Annotated in this window: 25 protein-coding genes; 10 read left to right on the top strand and 15 right to left on the bottom strand. The window is 29.7% G+C overall.

The features are described from left to right. Positions 1-50 precede the first annotated feature (50 nt). Complete coding sequence (locus P9515_RS02120) at positions 51-323, bottom strand: hypothetical protein (protein ID WP_225867096.1); 273 nt, start codon at positions 321-323, stop codon at positions 51-53. A gap of 301 nt (positions 324-624) precedes the next feature. Here P9515_RS02120 and P9515_RS02115 point away from each other — a divergent pair, with 301 nt between their 5' ends. Genes P9515_RS02115 through P9515_RS02110 form a run of 3 tightly spaced genes read left to right on the top strand, consistent with a single transcriptional unit; the run spans position 625 to position 1288 of the window. Beyond that, positions 625-915, top strand: coding sequence for a DUF1651 domain-containing protein (locus P9515_RS02115; RefSeq protein WP_011819748.1), 291 nt, complete (start codon positions 625-627; stop codon positions 913-915). 5 nt (positions 916-920) lie between these two features. Further along, complete coding sequence (locus P9515_RS10045; RefSeq protein ID WP_011819747.1) at positions 921-1043, top strand: hypothetical protein; 123 nt, start codon at positions 921-923, stop codon at positions 1041-1043. A gap of 14 nt (positions 1044-1057) precedes the next feature. Beyond that, complete coding sequence (locus P9515_RS02110) at positions 1058-1288, top strand: hypothetical protein (RefSeq protein ID WP_041710554.1); 231 nt, start codon at positions 1058-1060, stop codon at positions 1286-1288. Positions 1289-1481: 193 nt separating this feature from the next. On the opposite strand, the gene P9515_RS10040 is transcribed toward P9515_RS02110, so the two are convergent. After that, the gene (locus P9515_RS10040; protein WP_263969689.1) at positions 1482-1607 is read right to left on the bottom strand and encodes a hypothetical protein; all 126 of its coding nucleotides are present in this window, start codon (positions 1605-1607) and stop codon (positions 1482-1484) included. Between the two features lie 289 nt (positions 1608-1896). Next, entirely contained in the window at positions 1897-2037 is a 141-nt protein-coding gene (locus P9515_RS09610) for a hypothetical protein (RefSeq protein WP_011819745.1), read from the bottom strand. A 238-nt stretch (positions 2038-2275) separates the two neighbouring features. Between P9515_RS09610 and P9515_RS10035 the strand changes: the two genes are divergently transcribed. Beyond that, a complete protein-coding gene (locus tag P9515_RS10035) occupies positions 2276-2407 on the top strand; it encodes a hypothetical protein (protein ID WP_263969688.1) in 132 nt (43 codons plus the stop codon). Between the two features lie 34 nt (positions 2408-2441). Here the strand turns inward: P9515_RS10035 and P9515_RS02105 are convergent, their stop codons facing one another. The 4 genes from P9515_RS02105 to P9515_RS02095 all read right to left on the bottom strand — a co-directional run bounded on the left by P9515_RS02105 (position 2442) and on the right by P9515_RS02095 (position 4715). Next, the gene (locus tag P9515_RS02105) at positions 2442-2705 is read right to left on the bottom strand and encodes a hypothetical protein (RefSeq protein WP_011819744.1); all 264 of its coding nucleotides are present in this window, start codon (positions 2703-2705) and stop codon (positions 2442-2444) included. A gap of 60 nt (positions 2706-2765) precedes the next feature. Continuing rightward, positions 2766-3194, bottom strand: coding sequence for a cupin domain-containing protein (locus P9515_RS02100; RefSeq protein WP_011819743.1), 429 nt, complete (start codon positions 3192-3194; stop codon positions 2766-2768). 1099 nt (positions 3195-4293) lie between these two features. Further along, positions 4294-4425, bottom strand: coding sequence for a hypothetical protein (locus P9515_RS10030; protein ID WP_011819742.1), 132 nt, complete (start codon positions 4423-4425; stop codon positions 4294-4296). A gap of 32 nt (positions 4426-4457) precedes the next feature. Continuing rightward, complete coding sequence (locus tag P9515_RS02095) at positions 4458-4715, bottom strand: hypothetical protein (RefSeq protein ID WP_011819741.1); 258 nt, start codon at positions 4713-4715, stop codon at positions 4458-4460. A 534-nt stretch (positions 4716-5249) separates the two neighbouring features. Here P9515_RS02095 and P9515_RS02090 point away from each other — a divergent pair. The 3 genes from P9515_RS02090 to P9515_RS02085 all read left to right on the top strand — a co-directional run bounded on the left by P9515_RS02090 (position 5250) and on the right by P9515_RS02085 (position 8178). Continuing rightward, on the top strand, positions 5250-6599 hold the full coding sequence (locus tag P9515_RS02090) for an ammonium transporter (protein WP_011819740.1): 1350 nt from the start codon (positions 5250-5252) through the stop codon (positions 6597-6599). Between the two features lie 199 nt (positions 6600-6798). Continuing rightward, complete coding sequence (locus P9515_RS09605; RefSeq protein WP_011819739.1) at positions 6799-6963, top strand: hypothetical protein; 165 nt, start codon at positions 6799-6801, stop codon at positions 6961-6963. Positions 6964-7413: 450 nt separating this feature from the next. Further along, positions 7414-8178: a 3-oxoacyl-ACP reductase gene (locus P9515_RS02085; RefSeq protein WP_011819738.1), complete on the top strand. Its 765-nt coding sequence runs from the start codon at positions 7414-7416 to the stop codon at positions 8176-8178. Here the strand turns inward: P9515_RS02085 and P9515_RS02080 are convergent. Together P9515_RS02080 and P9515_RS02075 are read right to left on the bottom strand one after the other, a co-directional pair. After that, a complete protein-coding gene (locus tag P9515_RS02080; protein ID WP_011819737.1) occupies positions 8175-8381 on the bottom strand; it encodes a hypothetical protein in 207 nt (68 codons plus the stop codon). The two genes, P9515_RS02085 and P9515_RS02080, sit on opposite strands and share 4 nt — an antisense overlap. A gap of 149 nt (positions 8382-8530) precedes the next feature. Then, complete coding sequence (locus P9515_RS02075) at positions 8531-9715, bottom strand: glycosyltransferase family 2 protein (RefSeq protein ID WP_011819736.1); 1185 nt, start codon at positions 9713-9715, stop codon at positions 8531-8533. A gap of 245 nt (positions 9716-9960) precedes the next feature. On the opposite strand from P9515_RS02075, the gene P9515_RS02070 reads away from it, so the two are divergent. From P9515_RS02070 to P9515_RS02060, 3 genes are all read left to right on the top strand, one after another. Continuing rightward, on the top strand, positions 9961-10158 hold the full coding sequence (locus P9515_RS02070) for a hypothetical protein (RefSeq protein WP_011819735.1): 198 nt from the start codon (positions 9961-9963) through the stop codon (positions 10156-10158). A gap of 83 nt (positions 10159-10241) precedes the next feature. Further along, complete coding sequence (locus P9515_RS02065) at positions 10242-10940, top strand: esterase/lipase family protein (RefSeq protein WP_187146041.1); 699 nt, start codon at positions 10242-10244, stop codon at positions 10938-10940. Positions 10941-11030: 90 nt separating this feature from the next. Next, positions 11031-11639: a TVP38/TMEM64 family protein gene (locus P9515_RS02060; protein WP_011819733.1), complete on the top strand. Its 609-nt coding sequence runs from the start codon at positions 11031-11033 to the stop codon at positions 11637-11639. 61 nt (positions 11640-11700) lie between these two features. Here the strand turns inward: P9515_RS02060 and P9515_RS02055 are convergent, their stop codons facing one another. The 6 genes from P9515_RS02055 to P9515_RS02040 form a co-directional block, all read right to left on the bottom strand. After that, a complete protein-coding gene (locus P9515_RS02055) occupies positions 11701-11955 on the bottom strand; it encodes a hypothetical protein (protein WP_011819732.1) in 255 nt (84 codons plus the stop codon). Continuing rightward, positions 11955-12146 (bottom strand): hypothetical protein, encoded by a 192-nt coding sequence (locus P9515_RS02050; protein WP_011819731.1) that lies wholly within the window; start codon positions 12144-12146, stop codon positions 11955-11957. The genes P9515_RS02055 and P9515_RS02050 overlap by 1 nt, the downstream gene beginning before the upstream one ends. A 4-nt stretch (positions 12147-12150) precedes the next feature. Continuing rightward, entirely contained in the window at positions 12151-12405 is a 255-nt protein-coding gene (locus P9515_RS09955) for a helix-hairpin-helix domain-containing protein (RefSeq protein WP_011819730.1), read from the bottom strand. Beyond that, the gene (locus tag P9515_RS09950; RefSeq protein ID WP_225867095.1) at positions 12395-12832 is read right to left on the bottom strand and encodes a hypothetical protein; all 438 of its coding nucleotides are present in this window, start codon (positions 12830-12832) and stop codon (positions 12395-12397) included. The genes P9515_RS09955 and P9515_RS09950 overlap by 11 nt, the downstream gene beginning before the upstream one ends. Before the next feature lie 56 nt (positions 12833-12888). Next, the gene (locus P9515_RS09600) at positions 12889-13065 is read right to left on the bottom strand and encodes a hypothetical protein (RefSeq protein ID WP_187146035.1); all 177 of its coding nucleotides are present in this window, start codon (positions 13063-13065) and stop codon (positions 12889-12891) included. Between the two features lie 65 nt (positions 13066-13130). After that, positions 13131-14315 (bottom strand): FAD-dependent oxidoreductase, encoded by a 1185-nt coding sequence (locus tag P9515_RS02040; RefSeq protein WP_011819727.1) that lies wholly within the window; start codon positions 14313-14315, stop codon positions 13131-13133.

Below are 14315 nucleotides of genomic sequence, written 5' to 3'. Positions count from 1 at the left end.
TATGAGGAGTTAACTGCCCCTTATTTTAGATCTAATGTCAATTCCATCTCTTAAAGACCTGGATAAATTCCACTCCGCTCAGCCGAATTATGTGTTGGAACAATGCACAAGGCAAGACTACATATTTTCCCTTTATCTACTGAAGCATAGGCAACTCCAAGTAAATTAGACTTATCGCCTTGAGCCAATATAAGGCAATCGGTATGACCATAGGCTGGGCAGACACCCAATTCGGCATAAACAGCACTCTTAGTTTTTTTTATTATTTCAAGCTTTGGTCTGATATATTCAATGAACTCATCTTTTGAGTTCATATCGGTCAAGACTTTTTGTGAGGAGTATGAGAAATCTTCCGACAAAAACGATTCGAACTCAGATGAATCAAGAGTATGCATCATTCTCGCATAGATACTCAAAGCTTCCTTTTCTGTTAGTTGAGAAGTTTCTTTTCCCATTAATCAAAAAATAAACCATTAAAAAAATATACTTTATACTCTTCAATATTATCTTTACAATCAATACGATATTTTCTTTTGATGATTGTGATCAATTTATTTATTGAAAATACTTGACGATTTAATCCCCATCTGCCAACATATATAGTACAAGTGTATTATTCGCTAAATGACTCTAGGAGGAGCTAATGTTTGGACTAATTTTTCTTATGGTTATCGTAATGAGTCCCCAAGTGGTTGGCTGCTTAAACCAGATCGCAGCAGACTAATTTTATTTACAAGAAACAAAAAATCAGGCAGAAACAATATCAGGATTTTTGCCCATACGTATTATACAAATGATCTTGGTGAACCCATGGCAATTAAATCATCAAGTCAAATGTATTTAGACGATGCCTGGAATAAATGGCATGACCTTCAATTAGAAGGTTGGACTTTTGAAGAACTTGAATTACCTTAATCAGCATGAAAAACTTAAATCTTATTAAAAAAGAACCATCCAAAAAGGATAGGGAAATATCTTTTCAAAACCCATCAAAGTTATTAGCAGAATTCTTTAATGGAGTTGTAATTAAGCTTGAGGAATAATATGCATATGACTAATGGGAGATCCTCATTCTTGGCATTATTTCGAACACTTCTCAGAACTGAAACCAAAGAGGAAAAAAGTTTATATATCATGCAGTCACTCCAGGTACAGAATGACAGACTCTTATGTAATTATTCAAACCTTTCCATTGGATCAAAGTTTAATTCATGGAGATGAGAACTTACAAAAGGGATTAGATTTAGGGAAAAAAGATGTGAGAGTATTTGGGGCTAAATGCACTTGAAATTAGTAAGTAATTATTGCTCTGACTAATGTCTAAACATACCTATAATTAAACTCTTATCTCTTAGGGCGATTCATCCATTTTTATATTTCCATCCAAACGAATAAATTCATTTGGTTTAGTATTTTCTTTAATAGATTTTTCCAGTTTTGTAATCAATTGACAAAACCATTTGCTTAATCAGTATTTAATATTATCCATCTAACCTATCTGCATAATCTCTTAAAACTTCAGCCATCTTTTGAGGTGAAATCTCTTCCTGATATTCTCTACATAAATCAAAAAATTTATCCAAGAAATCTCTCATTGTAGAGGACATAAAAAACTTGCTAATTTCTCCGTATCTTAAATCGAATATCAATTACAAACAACTCACCAAAATATTTTTATTTTTCTACAAAATTGAGAAAGTAATCTTTCATAAATTTCTATAGCTAAATCTATTGGCAAAGAAACTATTATTATCTTTGAAAGAAATTCTCTCATTTATACTCTTACTCTTTTTCCAGATTCATCAAACAAATACGCCAATTATTCAGAAATACTATTATCATTTTTTCATAAATATTTTAAATTCTGATCTATTAGAATTTGCCAGTCAATTTCAATTATTTATTTATGAAAATATAAGCAGAATACAAATAAACTAAGAAAGCACCAATGGAAAAAAAACTTCCATAGATAAGAACATTCCAAATCCTAAATAATTTTGGTTTTTCGTATTCTGTTTCTTCTTTTTTAGTAATCATTTACTTTCTCGCTCTTTTTCTGACTGCGTTAACTTTAGCTTTAATAGCTTATTGTTACTGCATTTGCATCTCAGCGACTGTATCATCATAGCCAATTTCATTCTAGAACTTGCAATTAAATAAAAGTTTAAAATTTAGTCCTCTTTCCGTACCTTATTCTTCCTTAAACCGTACATATCGATACTCATAAATGATATAAGTTAGTAGTTAACGTTTATGTATAAATCAAGAGAAAATCATGCACAAAAATATTCCATATACCATTATTCCTAAATACTTCAAGACTTTTAATGATTCAGATAATGGAGCAAATATAAAAGTAATTTATTGGAAATTAAATTGTGAGAAAAATCCTTCATTCCGCTGCTGAGAAATTCAAAATATTGTGAAGCCGCACATATGAGTTATTCAATTAGCTCAATTTTATAAACTATATCCTTACAATTATTTGCCTTGTCCCACTCCCTAGCCCATTCTGAATCTAATATCTCTGAAAACTCTTCTAAATTTGAAACCGTAAAAAAGGAATGAGACTTATGATCATTTATTTTAACTAGCTCATAATCTATTACGGTCCCCTCCCCCTGTTCTTTTACCCATCTATGAATAGTCTCCTCATAATACTGAAAAGAGCAATCGAAGGTACAAACGATAAATAACTTTTCCATTTAAAAAGCGGCCAATTAGCCTTTATTTTAGATGAGATCAATCATAAAAGTATTGAGATTCTACTTATTAATAGTTGTAGGAAGTCCCACGGCAGATGCCGCAACTACATAAAGAACAGCTGGTTTACTTCCTATATTTTCAACGAAATGCTCATCGCCATTATTGCTCTCTATTAAAGATTGCTTTGATGAAAAGTAATTTATAACATCTCCCCTTGTATGCTTCAATTCTCCTTGAGCGAGATAAACAACCATTGGTGCTGGATGTATGTGAATTGGAGTCTTTGCGCCAACTGGGATAATTACTTTAAAGAATCTAAGCTCGGCTTGCTTCCATCTTGGGTAAAAAATCTTTTTACCTCCTAAACCCTTTGTACTTTTAATAAGAGGTATTACTTCAATCTTCTCTTGAGCTTTAGCAATTTCCAAAGGGAGAAGAACTGATGAAATTGTTATTGCTGAGAGTAAAAGATTTCTAAATTTGCGCATAAAAAAGGGAGCTAATTGCCCCTTATTTTAGATCAACTGTCAATCAATTTAATTATCCATTAGAAACTACTGCATCAGCAACTTGCTTATTACTTTTAATTTCCGCTTCATCATTTAAATTAGCAGCAATTAATCATTAAAGTACGAATTTAGCTCTAAACTCCGAAATTTCCCGATATTGCTAAATGATTATTAGCTTTGAAAATCACATAAACTTCTGCTATTTCAGGAGCATGGAATTTACTTATTTAATTTGAATGCTTCATAATTATCCTTGGGTGAAATGCACTAAACGCAATATATTACTTAAACATTTTTTCACCTTAAGCTTAAATCTACCATCAGGAATTAATCCATGAATTTGGTATTAAGAAGTCCTATGAAAAATCATAATTAGTTACTTATTGATCTAACAACAATTATTTTAGAAACCTTTAATTTGTCTCTGAATTTAGATTTTCAATGTTTCTGCAGAGAAATTAATCCTTGATTGTTTTTACATAAACTGTTTGCATATTTTCTTGTAGATATTAATTTTTAATATTATTTTCTAAACTCATCAGTATCATCCATTTTTGTTATACAGCTATTTTTAAAAAATAAAAATCCGAACAATGATTAATTCAATGACTCTCAAACACTTCAATTTAGATAATATTTAAATTTTATAATCTCAAAATATTTTGATAAAAAAATATTTCATAGACAAGAAGCAATGGAAGAAAAGAGTGATAATCAGCAAAGATTTTCAAGTCAAAACTAATAAATTATTTATTTTTTGAATTTATAGACGCGCGAATGGATATTTAGCAAGTAAAGATTAATACCAAAGGAAGCAGTTTGATAAAAAGTTATAAAATTATTTACCAAACTGCTTTATTTTCAATCCAACCTTTATCCATAAAATTATTCCATTCTTCTCTTGTTTATGTATCTTTAGTTCTTTTTTTGTTTTTATGATAGGTGGTTGTTACTTTATTAAAACAACAATTTTCCGTGAATCAAAATATATATATATTCAAAGAATTTATATTTAATCAATTTATTTTTTAAGAATCCTTTTACTCTTGATCTTTTGGTATTTATCAAACAATATTCTTCACTCATATATTTTATCTTGGTCTAAAATTTCTCTTTTATATTTTTCACTTAATTCATTATTGTACTTAAAATCATGAATTATTTTTATTATTTGATCAATAGCTTTTACTTTATTTTCTTTAGGTTTCATTATTTATTAAGTAAAAAAAAATTGTATACGTTTCATTTTATGCAATTCTTATAACCTTCTATTTTTGCTAATTCCGCAATAGTTAAACCAGTTTCTTTCAAGAGTGTTTCCCCTATATCATCACCCTTAAATTTATTTAAAGCACCTTTTTCAGAAATACTTATACATATGTTTTTATATTTTGCTTCTTTAATTACTGGAGATAAATAAAAACCTAGTAAGAGTAAAAAACCTCCAAATGTTACAACTCTTCTATGGTTTTTCCACCATTGATAAAATTTATTAGTCATAAAAAAGAGAAATTATCTTCCTTTAATATATAAAGAAAGATTTGATCACTAATTGATCACAAGAATATTTGCTAATAATTCGTCATATGTGATTAATCAAAACACTAGGAAAATCATATTTTATTATCTAATCATAATTCTTTTGGCTTGACTCCAAAAGCTTTATTTCATAAAAGATTTCGGCGAACCCTCTACTAATCACATATGCATATTTTTTCATCAAATATAAATAGGCTCATTAATTGCATTTATACGATACTCTAGATACATTGCCATTCCTAATAGGGGCAGTAGATCTAATATTTCCACCCAGACCAAAAAAACTAACAAAGTGGAGAATATAAGTTAAGTAAGAATAAGAGTTTATAAAAAGTAATTAAGCATTATATGAACTATATTCAAGCCTTAAATTTTATTTTAAGAATTTAGAATATTAAAGAATATGAGTTAATACTTAATTAATAAAAAATGTTCATTGTGAACATTTTTTATTGCGCCTCAATCTAATAATGTAGCAACAGTTACTTTCTTATATTGTTTAAAAAACTACCCGCCAAGATAGCAATAGCAACTCTTACTGTCCCAGCAATTCAGCTTATTTTTGCATCGCTCGCGCCCATCCACGCTTCTGAATCAAATATTTCAGATGCTGACAATACATTAATTTTGACTTCATCTGCTCTGGTTTTACTAATGACTCCTGGTCTCGCTTTTTTCTATGGAGGTTTTACGCAGGCCAAGAATGTTCTAAATACGATGGGAATGAGTTTTGTGATGATGGGGATAGCTACCCTTGTTTGGTCAATAGTGGGGTTTAGTCTTGCCTTCTCTGATGGGGGAGCTTCAAATGCATTTATAGGAAATCCATCAACCTATGCATTCTTAGAGAATCTTCCGCTTAATTGGGAGGGATTACAAATTCCAGGTCTTAGTTTTGCTCTTTTTCAAGGCATGTTTGCAATAATCACTCCTGCTTTAATATCTGGGGCACTTGTAGAAAGAATTAGTTTCCGTTTTTGGTGTTTCTTCACACCTATCTGGATTTTGTTTGTTTATGCACCACTTGCTCATATGGTTTGGGGAGGGGGACTATTAGGAAAAGATCTTGATTTTGCAGGAGGTACAGTTGTTCATATAAGCTCTGGAGTCTCTGCTTTAGTTCTTGCTAGTCTGGCTGGATCTCGCAGAAATTGGCCTAGAGGCATTAAGCCACCTCACGATATTACTCAAATACTATTAGGAACTGGTTTGCTATGGTTTGGTTGGTTTGGATTTAATGGAGGAAGTCAATTAAGCGTAGGAGGAGCAGAGCTCCCTTTCACAACCACTCATGTTTCGGCCGCAGCTGGACTAGTAACTTGGGCCTTAATTGAGTCAATAAAAGATGGAAAAGCTTCTGCGATTGGAATGGCTACTGGTGCTGTAGCTGGATTAGTAGGAATTACCCCTGCAGCTGGTTTCGTAAATCCATCAAGTGGAATGTTAATTGGAGCAATTACCTCAGGTATTTGTTTTTTATCACTTAAATTAAAAATTAAATTATCTTTTGATGATTCTTTAGATACTTTTGCGGTGCACGGTGTTGGAGGAACAGTTGGAGCTCTTCTAACTGGACTTTTTGCTAAGTCAGAGTTGATAGCTACTCATCCCGCAGGATTAGTTCTTCAAGAACAGGGAAGGATTGCTTTGATTCTTGGTCAACTTCAGGCTGTTCTCATTGCATATGCAATTGCTGCAATCGGAACTTTAATTATTGCTTTGGTTTTAAAATCTCTTGGTTGCAGTTTCAGAGTAAATGAAACAGATGAAGAGGATGGCTTAGATATCTCTCAACATGGTGAAGAGGCTTATGGAGAGAAGACAGGCTCGCCAAAAACTATTTAAACAATCAAATTCTTGTTTTATAGCAATTATTTAATAATTGAAATTAATTGAATGGCAACTAAAAGATAAAATGTTTAGGGATTTTTACTCTCACGACTAAATAAAGCTAATGTTATTATTTATTTACGTTCATCCTAATTGAATTTACGGACGCATGACATGGAAATAGGGAACGGGATTTCCATTTACTGCAAAGGACATGAATGACCTCGTACTCATTAGAGAAAAAATCAACAAAGCTAGAAGACTCAACCAAGCTAAACTTTTAGCAACTAAAAATGGAGAAGTCACTCCTTATAAAATATCTGTTTTTATGAAGAGAATTAAGCAATCTCAAAAAGATTTGAAACTGCAAGATTCGTAGTTTAAAATTAATTTGATAATCAGATAGGATAAGGGCTGCTGTAAATAGTAGCTCTTTTTTAATAGAGTTTCTTGACCTAGAATTTCTCTTTTGTTCTTTATAATTAAGTTCATCAAAACTTAAAAGTCATAATAGTTTATTAAAAACTGCTTAAAAGTAATTAAATTCTTATGTGAAAGAGACAATATACTTCTTTAACAACCATTGAATTATAAAGATTATTATCTTGAAATTTACTGCAGAATTAATAATGATAGCTTTACAATTTTTTAATCTATATTTAGGAGTATTTTCTGAAAAATCAAGGAATATTTGACCGCATTTCCGAATTATTAAAAATTTTTACTTTAACAATTATAAGATATATATATTATGGGAAAAAGTAGAACCTAAATTTAATAAACAAATTTTCAGTTATTTCCTTTTTAAATACCCTTTTCAGAAAAACTTATGAATTTACAAATAAAAGAACAGACTGTTTTAATAACAGGAGCTGGAAGAGGCTTAGGTTCCGAAATAGCAAAATCTTTTCATCGAGAGGGAGCAAAAGTAGTAATCAATTATAGAAAGTCATTTAAAAGTGCCCAAAAACTATCTGCTTCATTGGGAGAAAATGTAATTTTAATCCAAGGTGATATTAGAGAAAAAGATCAAGTTTCTAAAATGCATGATGAATTGCATAATAAAGATATCAAAGTGGATACAGTAGTTCATAATGCAATAAATGATTTTGTTTTTAATGGTGATCAAAGAAAAAAAATTGATACTATAGAGTGGCAAGATTTCCAAAACCAAATTGAAACTTCTCAGAAAGGATTTTTAAATCTGCTGAATATTTTTAACCCAAACATGAAAAAAAATTCTTTTGGAAGATTCATATCTATTGGAACTAACTTATTTCAAAATCCAGTGATCCCATATCACGATTATACTGCCGCCAAAGGGGGTTTATTATCACTTACGAGAACTGCGGCAATAGATCTAGGACAATTTAATATCACAGTAAATATGGTTTCAGGAGGTTTATTAAAAGTTACTGATGCTAGCAAAGGAACTCCCGATAGTGTTTTTGAGTATATTTCAAGCATCACACCTTTAAGAAAAGTAACTACCACTGAGGACTTTTCTGATGCTGTATTATTTTTTGCCTCCCCTTGGTCAAGGGCAGTTACTGGGCAAAATTTAGTAGTTGATGGAGGATTAGTTCTAAATTAATTACTCTGAAATACTGGAGTTAAAATACCGCCATCAAAATCATCATCATCATCATTACTATCATCTGAGAAAATTAATTGTCCTACTTCTAATCCAAAATATAGGCAGAAAATCCATATAAAAACATCACCACCAGAAAGTCCCATAATCCAACTGAGGACTAATCCAATTAATAAACCAATTCCTACCAGAGTAATTTCCAATATCTTTAATGTTTTAAATAAACTAATAAATAATCATAAAAAAAGGAGTGTCAAACATATCATAATGCTGTGATATTTTACTATTGACTTTTGGTATGTTTTTACAAATTTTATGCTTTAATAAAAAGCAATTTTATTTAAATAATTAATTAACTTTTAAATAAATTTCTTCCCTTCCAAGTCCAACCATTTCCAGTGTATGTTTTATAAATCGATAGTAGACTTATATAAACGACAATAACCCCTCCTATTCCATTTAAATACCAATATTTTGAGGGAATTTCATACTTCGCCTTTAACCAAAGTCTTTTAAAAAGATAAGTGATTAAAGAGAGAGCTGAAATTAAATTTATACAGAAAATTTTGAAAGAGTAATTATTTATTAAAAGAGTCGTTGACGTAATAAATAATAGCCAAGGAACACTAAAGTTTAAAAATACAAATATTGATCCTGATATTGATTTCAAGAGATCTTTCTCTAAACCTAAAAACCAGTTTTTACTCCAACCCTCAATTAAGGAATTAAAATCTCGATACATATTAAGTGAAATATCTTCAATTGCTATTAAAAAATTTAATTTTAAATTATTACTTTTAATCTTTTTAGCTAAAGAAATGTCTTCAACAACTTCATCAAAAGTGCCTTCATGTCCACCAATAAATTCATAAGATTGCCTTTTGAAAAGCATAAAAGGACCAGCTGCAAATGATGAATTATTTTTACTATCGTTAGTAGCATATATAGGAAAACCTAGCATTAATAAGCTTGTCATAATTGGTTGCACCATCCACTCTGCTAAGCAATTACAGTTAACTTTGGGAGCTAGAGATAATAAATCAATATCATCTGCACAGGCTTTGGAGAGGGCATTATGAATACAATTTTTTCCTAAAATTACATCTGCATCAATAAAAAGTAACCATTTGGAATTTGTTTTTTGTGCCCCTACATAACACGGCCAATTTTTACCAACCCAATTTTTATCTTGAGGCCTTTCTCCAGATGAAATGATTTCTAATTCTTTTGAATTTTTAAATATTTTTTCTTTTAAGTTTTTTGCTTCTAAAAAAGTTTTGTCAGTACTTAAGTCGTCTATGACTAATATTTTAAAATTTTCACTAGGCCTTTTAATCTCGCTTAATGATTTTAAGCACTTGATAATATTTAATTCTTCATTATATGCGGGGACAATTATTGTAAGACTTGTTTCTATAGGTTTTTCAGAATTATTATTTTCAAGAAAAGGCGCATTATTGAAACTATATCTTTCAATCAAGAAAGTGCCTAAGGCTAACATAAAAGTTACTATTGAGACTAGTAGAAAAAAAAACATATTTTAACCTTACATTTTCAATTAAATATAAATCAAATTTACATTATTTACTTTTTATTTTTCATAAGTTCAAATCTAAAATCAAAAGGGACTAAATTACCAGGACTTATAAGCAATAAAAAAATAGCGATTTTGAAGAGAAATTAAAAACATATACAAATTATATGTACAAACGTATCTAAAACTTTTTGGAATAGATGAAATATTTCCTAATATTAATCTTATAAAAACCCCTGAAATCTAAAATGGCAAACACGATAAATGATATTGATATTTATTACGCGGTTGGAAATTCAAATACTAAAAGACAAGAAAGTGAAATAGCTTCAATCATGAAAATACGTAATGCAGCAGGGTGGAAGTTAATTTCTACTACCACAGCAGTTGTAGAAACCAAAAACCAATTTTCAAATCTTTATCTTTTTTGGGAAAAGGATATATAGATTTTTAAAATTTACAAAATCTTTTAATATAAACATTTTTCCTATGACAGGTTTAAACCGGAGTATATTTTTCAAAGACACTTATTAAAAAAATTAAAAATCCAATAATTATTCTCGGTGGTTTTCTGATTACTAAAGAAGCCTATAACGAAGCTAAAAATATAATTGAGAATGTTTTTAACAGAAAAGTGTATGTAGTAGATGTAACTAGAAAAGATTGGTTTCAAAGCAATTCTGTACAAGGTTGGGTAGATATTTTAAATAAAGTTAAAGATACAGTTAATATTGCACTGGTAGAAAACAATTCTACAAAAATTGATTTTATTGGTCATAGTTCTGGTGGAGTAATGATGAGACTCTATCTTTCTGATGAACCTTTTAACAATAAGATATTTAATGGGAAGTCTCATACTAAAAATTTAATTACATTAGGTAGCCCACATCAAGCTGTAAAAGCAACCGCATTGAGAAAATTTGTGGATGAAAAATATCCAGGAAATTTCTTCAAAAATATAAATTATATTTCAGTTGGAGGTGAAGTAGAAATTAAATCTAAACAAACATCATTAATAACAAAACTTGTTGCGAGGGGATCATATAAATCAATTTCTGGAGATAAGAATGCTAATGGAGACGGCTTAGTTCCTTTGTCATCATCTCTTTTAGAAGGTTCACAGCAAATAATTCTTCCTGAAACAGTACATGGTGGTCTTTTTGGAAATAACTGGTATTGCTCCTCTTCAAAAGTAAGAGAATGGTGGAAACAAATACATTGGAAATAAAGCTATTTTACTTTTTGTATTAACTTTTGATTTATTCATCAACTAAAAGTATTTATTGCAAATATATTATTTAAAAATAGATTGATTTTTGTGGTTGAAGCTTTATCAGGAAACTGGGGAATTTTATTAATTTTACTCTTGAGATTTACAAGCATTGTTATTCCTATCTTGCCGGGTACATATTGCTTATTAATTTCAGGATATCTTTTTGGATTAGTAAATGGATTACTAATAAGCTTTATCGCAGATTTAGTAGCATGCTCGATTAGTTTTTCATTATCAAGGAGATTTGGAAGAAAAATACTGCAACGAGTTATGTCAAAAAAATATTTAGATAAATTTGAAAATTTGTCTAAGAAATATCTAGAGAAAAACTTGTTTCTTTTAACCGGTTTTCTAATGACGGGTTGGTTTGATTTTGTCAGTTATGGTGTTGGGCTTACTAAATTAAGGTTTAGAAAATTTCTTCTAGCTTTAATCGTTAGCTCTCTACTTTCAGATCTGCCATTTGTTGCTACTGGAAATGGTTTTAGAGAATTACAAAATCAGAATTTCAATATTAAAAAAATTATTGATGGAGAAGTACCCTCACTTCAAAGAGAATATTTGATTGTATTTATAGTAAGCGTAATATTGATATTTAGTATGGGGATTATAAGAAATCTGATTGATAGGAAGTATCTTAAATCCACCAATTAATGAAGTTTAAATTTTTTAAATGGAATAGAAATTACATTATGTTCACTTTGGTTCTATGACTTTATTCACCCTTTGATAAAAAGTAATTAAACAATATTCCTCCCATAACTAGTAATACCCCGAGGGCGATAAAAATAAGTAAATCAAAAATCGATTTATCGGTATTTACTTTTAAAAAAGTTAAGGCAAAGGCTATTAGGGGGAATAATAATATTATCTTGGGAATTAATGATTCATACCATCTTTTTAAAACAGTATCTTCTTCTTCATTTAATTTCTGATAAATCCTTTCTAAATTATCTTTTTGTTCAGTCATTAATTCAATAGTTTTTGATTTTCTGCTGATTGCTTAAATTCTAGCTTTCTCGCTAGTCTATGTAATCCTGACCAAGTTGAGATTTTTCTTTGAGCCGAAAGTATTACTTTTTGTTTGTTTTTTGGTGTTAAATTATATTTTTTCAAAAGTTTTCCTAGTGATATTGAATTAACTGAGCTACAAGTATTCATTTTTTTAGTTTTTTATTTTTGAAATCAAATTTTTTCCAAGACCTTTAATCTCTATTAATTCACTATAAGGTGCATTCAAAACTTGTTCTTTTGTAAGGTATCCATATTCCCATAATATTGAAGCAGTTTTAGATTCTACTCCATTCAGTTCGCACAAAATATTGATAAAGAAAGAATCAGGAAATTTCTTTTCCCTTACTAATTTTTTATAAATATCTTTATAAGCTTGTGATTTAATACTTAGTTCCTCATTTATCATAAATAATTTTTTTTTCTACAGAAATATTGGACTCAACTATACTTCTAAAATCGATTAAAAAACTTTTAAAATCAACTTCTAATTTTGATTTCGGTGGGATTCTTCCAATATCAGTTGGTCTTGCATAAATCATATCTTGAGAAATATTTGCCAATTCTTCAAATTCCTCTTCATGTCCATGCCTTCTTATCCAAGAACCAAAATCACCTGAGGGGTCTCCATCTTTTCCAAAATTGTTTGGTTCTCCTATTAACTTTGGTTTGACTGATGTATCGTTAGTAATAAAACCATCATTTACAATACAAATTTTTGGAGTTGTTAATGATAAATTACAGGTATATTCCCAACCAGTTGTTACAGAATCAGCCCAAAGATCATTTGAATTATCAAGTGATTCTTCCGAAATAATTTCTGCTCTTTTATTCAAATTTTTGAAAAAAAAATCAAATAATTTCATCTATCTATCAAAGAAAATAATATGATTCAAGAATTATTAAAAAGGCTCTTTATTTTTTTAAAAAAAGAAATTTTTACTTCTTTTTTATTCTTTTCTTCTTTTTTATCCTTTTTTTTATTTTCAGCATTTTTTTTATACCAACTACCATATTGAGATTTTTTATAATCTTGACTGCTCTTTTCTAGATTATTTTCTGTAGACATAGTTTTTAAAAATGATAAATTTGAAAATTTTAATTTGTAAAAATATTGCTTAAACAAAATAAATGTTATTTTGTTGTAAGAAATCTGTCAAATTCCCAGCAACTTATATCAAAACTACAATTTTTATTTAATGCTTTTTCCGCAAGACATTTACCAATTATTGGTGCAAATTTAAATGACTGGCCAGATCCGCCAGAAAAAACAGTAATATTTGACTTGGGTTTATCGAGAATAAAATTAACATCATTTGTCATTGTATAAGGACTTACAAAAGTTTCATCACAAACGATAACACCCTCGAAATTGTTGATAATGAAATCATCCAGCATTTTTATTAGAGGTTCCATAAAAGGTTTTTTCATTGCGCCCTCATCACCACCAATTAGTTTTGGAGAGGTCCAATCAATTCCAACTTTTATTCTGGGTATATTATTTTTATTTCGACTTAAGACGGGGAAACCATAATACAATCCACCATCATCTCCTCTTGATTTTTGGAAACAAAACCATTGAGGATAACTATTTATGAAATCTTCGTCAACCAGATAATGTGCCCAAAGCATTGGCCAGATTTTTACATCTTGTTTTAAACCTATTGGTTCCAATAATTCATTAGTCCACATTCCAGATGCAACTATTAATTGATCAAAACTTACAGATTGATTTCCTATTATTTCAAGAGAATTATTTTTTTCTTCTATTCTTTTAATTTTGCAACCTTCATAAATCTGATTACCATTACTTCTTATGATTTTAATCCAATTTTCAATAGCTCTATCACTTAAAATTGATCCTGCACTTGGTTCAAAAAGTCCAACAAAATGTTCTTTAGGTTTTATAGGAAATCTTTCAGAAATTTTTTCAGATGTTAAAAATTCATAGGGTATATTTTGCTCATCCATCACTTTCTGAGCTCCAGGAATAGAACCTTCTATGGTTTCTTCATCCCAGGATTCACCATAAAACAATAATCCATGTTCTTTTCTTAGAGAATATTTTGCTATTGATTCCTGTTCGGCCCATAATTTATTTGATTCTTTAGCAAGTTTGCATAACACAGGATCTGAATACATTTCGCGGTACATTCTGGACTCCCCAAAACTGCTACCTTCGGAATGTGCAAGTTTTTCAGATTCAAAAACAGCTATATTTTTTACTCCCATTTCACTTAATGATGCTGCTGCACTTAAGCCTGCCATACCTCCACCTATTATGGCTATATCAACATGTTCAGGGATCTTTATATTCAT

The sequence above is a fragment of the Prochlorococcus marinus str. MIT 9515 genome (assembly GCF_000015665.1).
In the GTDB taxonomy this organism is placed as follows: Bacteria; Cyanobacteriota; Cyanobacteriia; order PCC-6307; family Cyanobiaceae; genus Prochlorococcus_A; species Prochlorococcus_A marinus_P.
This window is presented reverse-complemented; position numbering and strand designations above follow the sequence as displayed.

Excerpts from the sequence above, each read along its gene's own strand:
- P9515_RS02110 (WP_041710554.1), top strand. The coding sequence starts at position 1,058 with ATGGGAGATCCTCATTCTTGGCATTATTTCGAACACTTCTCAGAACTG.
- P9515_RS02095 (WP_011819741.1), bottom strand. The coding sequence starts at position 4,715 with ATGACTAATAAATTTTATCAATGGTGGAAAAACCATAGAAGAGTTGTA.
- P9515_RS09600 (WP_187146035.1), bottom strand. The coding sequence starts at position 13,065 with ATGTCTACAGAAAATAATCTAGAAAAGAGCAGTCAAGATTATAAAAAA.
- P9515_RS09605 (WP_011819739.1), top strand. The coding sequence starts at position 6,799 with ATGAATGACCTCGTACTCATTAGAGAAAAAATCAACAAAGCTAGAAGA.
- P9515_RS10030 (WP_011819742.1), bottom strand. The coding sequence starts at position 4,425 with ATGAAACCTAAAGAAAATAAAGTAAAAGCTATTGATCAAATAATAAAA.
- P9515_RS02070 (WP_011819735.1), top strand. The coding sequence starts at position 9,961 with ATGGCAAACACGATAAATGATATTGATATTTATTACGCGGTTGGAAAT.
- P9515_RS09610 (WP_011819745.1), bottom strand. The coding sequence starts at position 2,037 with ATGATTACTAAAAAAGAAGAAACAGAATACGAAAAACCAAAATTATTT.
- P9515_RS09955 (WP_011819730.1), bottom strand. The coding sequence starts at position 12,405 with ATGATAAATGAGGAACTAAGTATTAAATCACAAGCTTATAAAGATATT.
- P9515_RS10045 (WP_011819747.1), top strand. The coding sequence starts at position 921 with ATGAAAAACTTAAATCTTATTAAAAAAGAACCATCCAAAAAGGATAGG.
- P9515_RS02100 (WP_011819743.1), bottom strand. The coding sequence starts at position 3,194 with ATGCGCAAATTTAGAAATCTTTTACTCTCAGCAATAACAATTTCATCA.
- P9515_RS02075 (WP_011819736.1), bottom strand. The coding sequence starts at position 9,715 with ATGTTTTTTTTTCTACTAGTCTCAATAGTAACTTTTATGTTAGCCTTA.
- P9515_RS02040 (WP_011819727.1), bottom strand. The coding sequence starts at position 14,315 with ATGAATATAAAGATCCCTGAACATGTTGATATAGCCATAATAGGTGGA.
- P9515_RS02050 (WP_011819731.1), bottom strand. The coding sequence starts at position 12,146 with ATGAATACTTGTAGCTCAGTTAATTCAATATCACTAGGAAAACTTTTG.
- P9515_RS02085 (WP_011819738.1), top strand. The coding sequence starts at position 7,414 with ATGAATTTACAAATAAAAGAACAGACTGTTTTAATAACAGGAGCTGGA.
- P9515_RS02115 (WP_011819748.1), top strand. The coding sequence starts at position 625 with ATGACTCTAGGAGGAGCTAATGTTTGGACTAATTTTTCTTATGGTTAT.
- P9515_RS02055 (WP_011819732.1), bottom strand. The coding sequence starts at position 11,955 with ATGACTGAACAAAAAGATAATTTAGAAAGGATTTATCAGAAATTAAAT.
- P9515_RS10035 (WP_263969688.1), top strand. The coding sequence starts at position 2,276 with ATGCACAAAAATATTCCATATACCATTATTCCTAAATACTTCAAGACT.
- P9515_RS10040 (WP_263969689.1), bottom strand. The coding sequence starts at position 1,607 with ATGTCCTCTACAATGAGAGATTTCTTGGATAAATTTTTTGATTTATGT.
- P9515_RS02105 (WP_011819744.1), bottom strand. The coding sequence starts at position 2,705 with ATGGAAAAGTTATTTATCGTTTGTACCTTCGATTGCTCTTTTCAGTAT.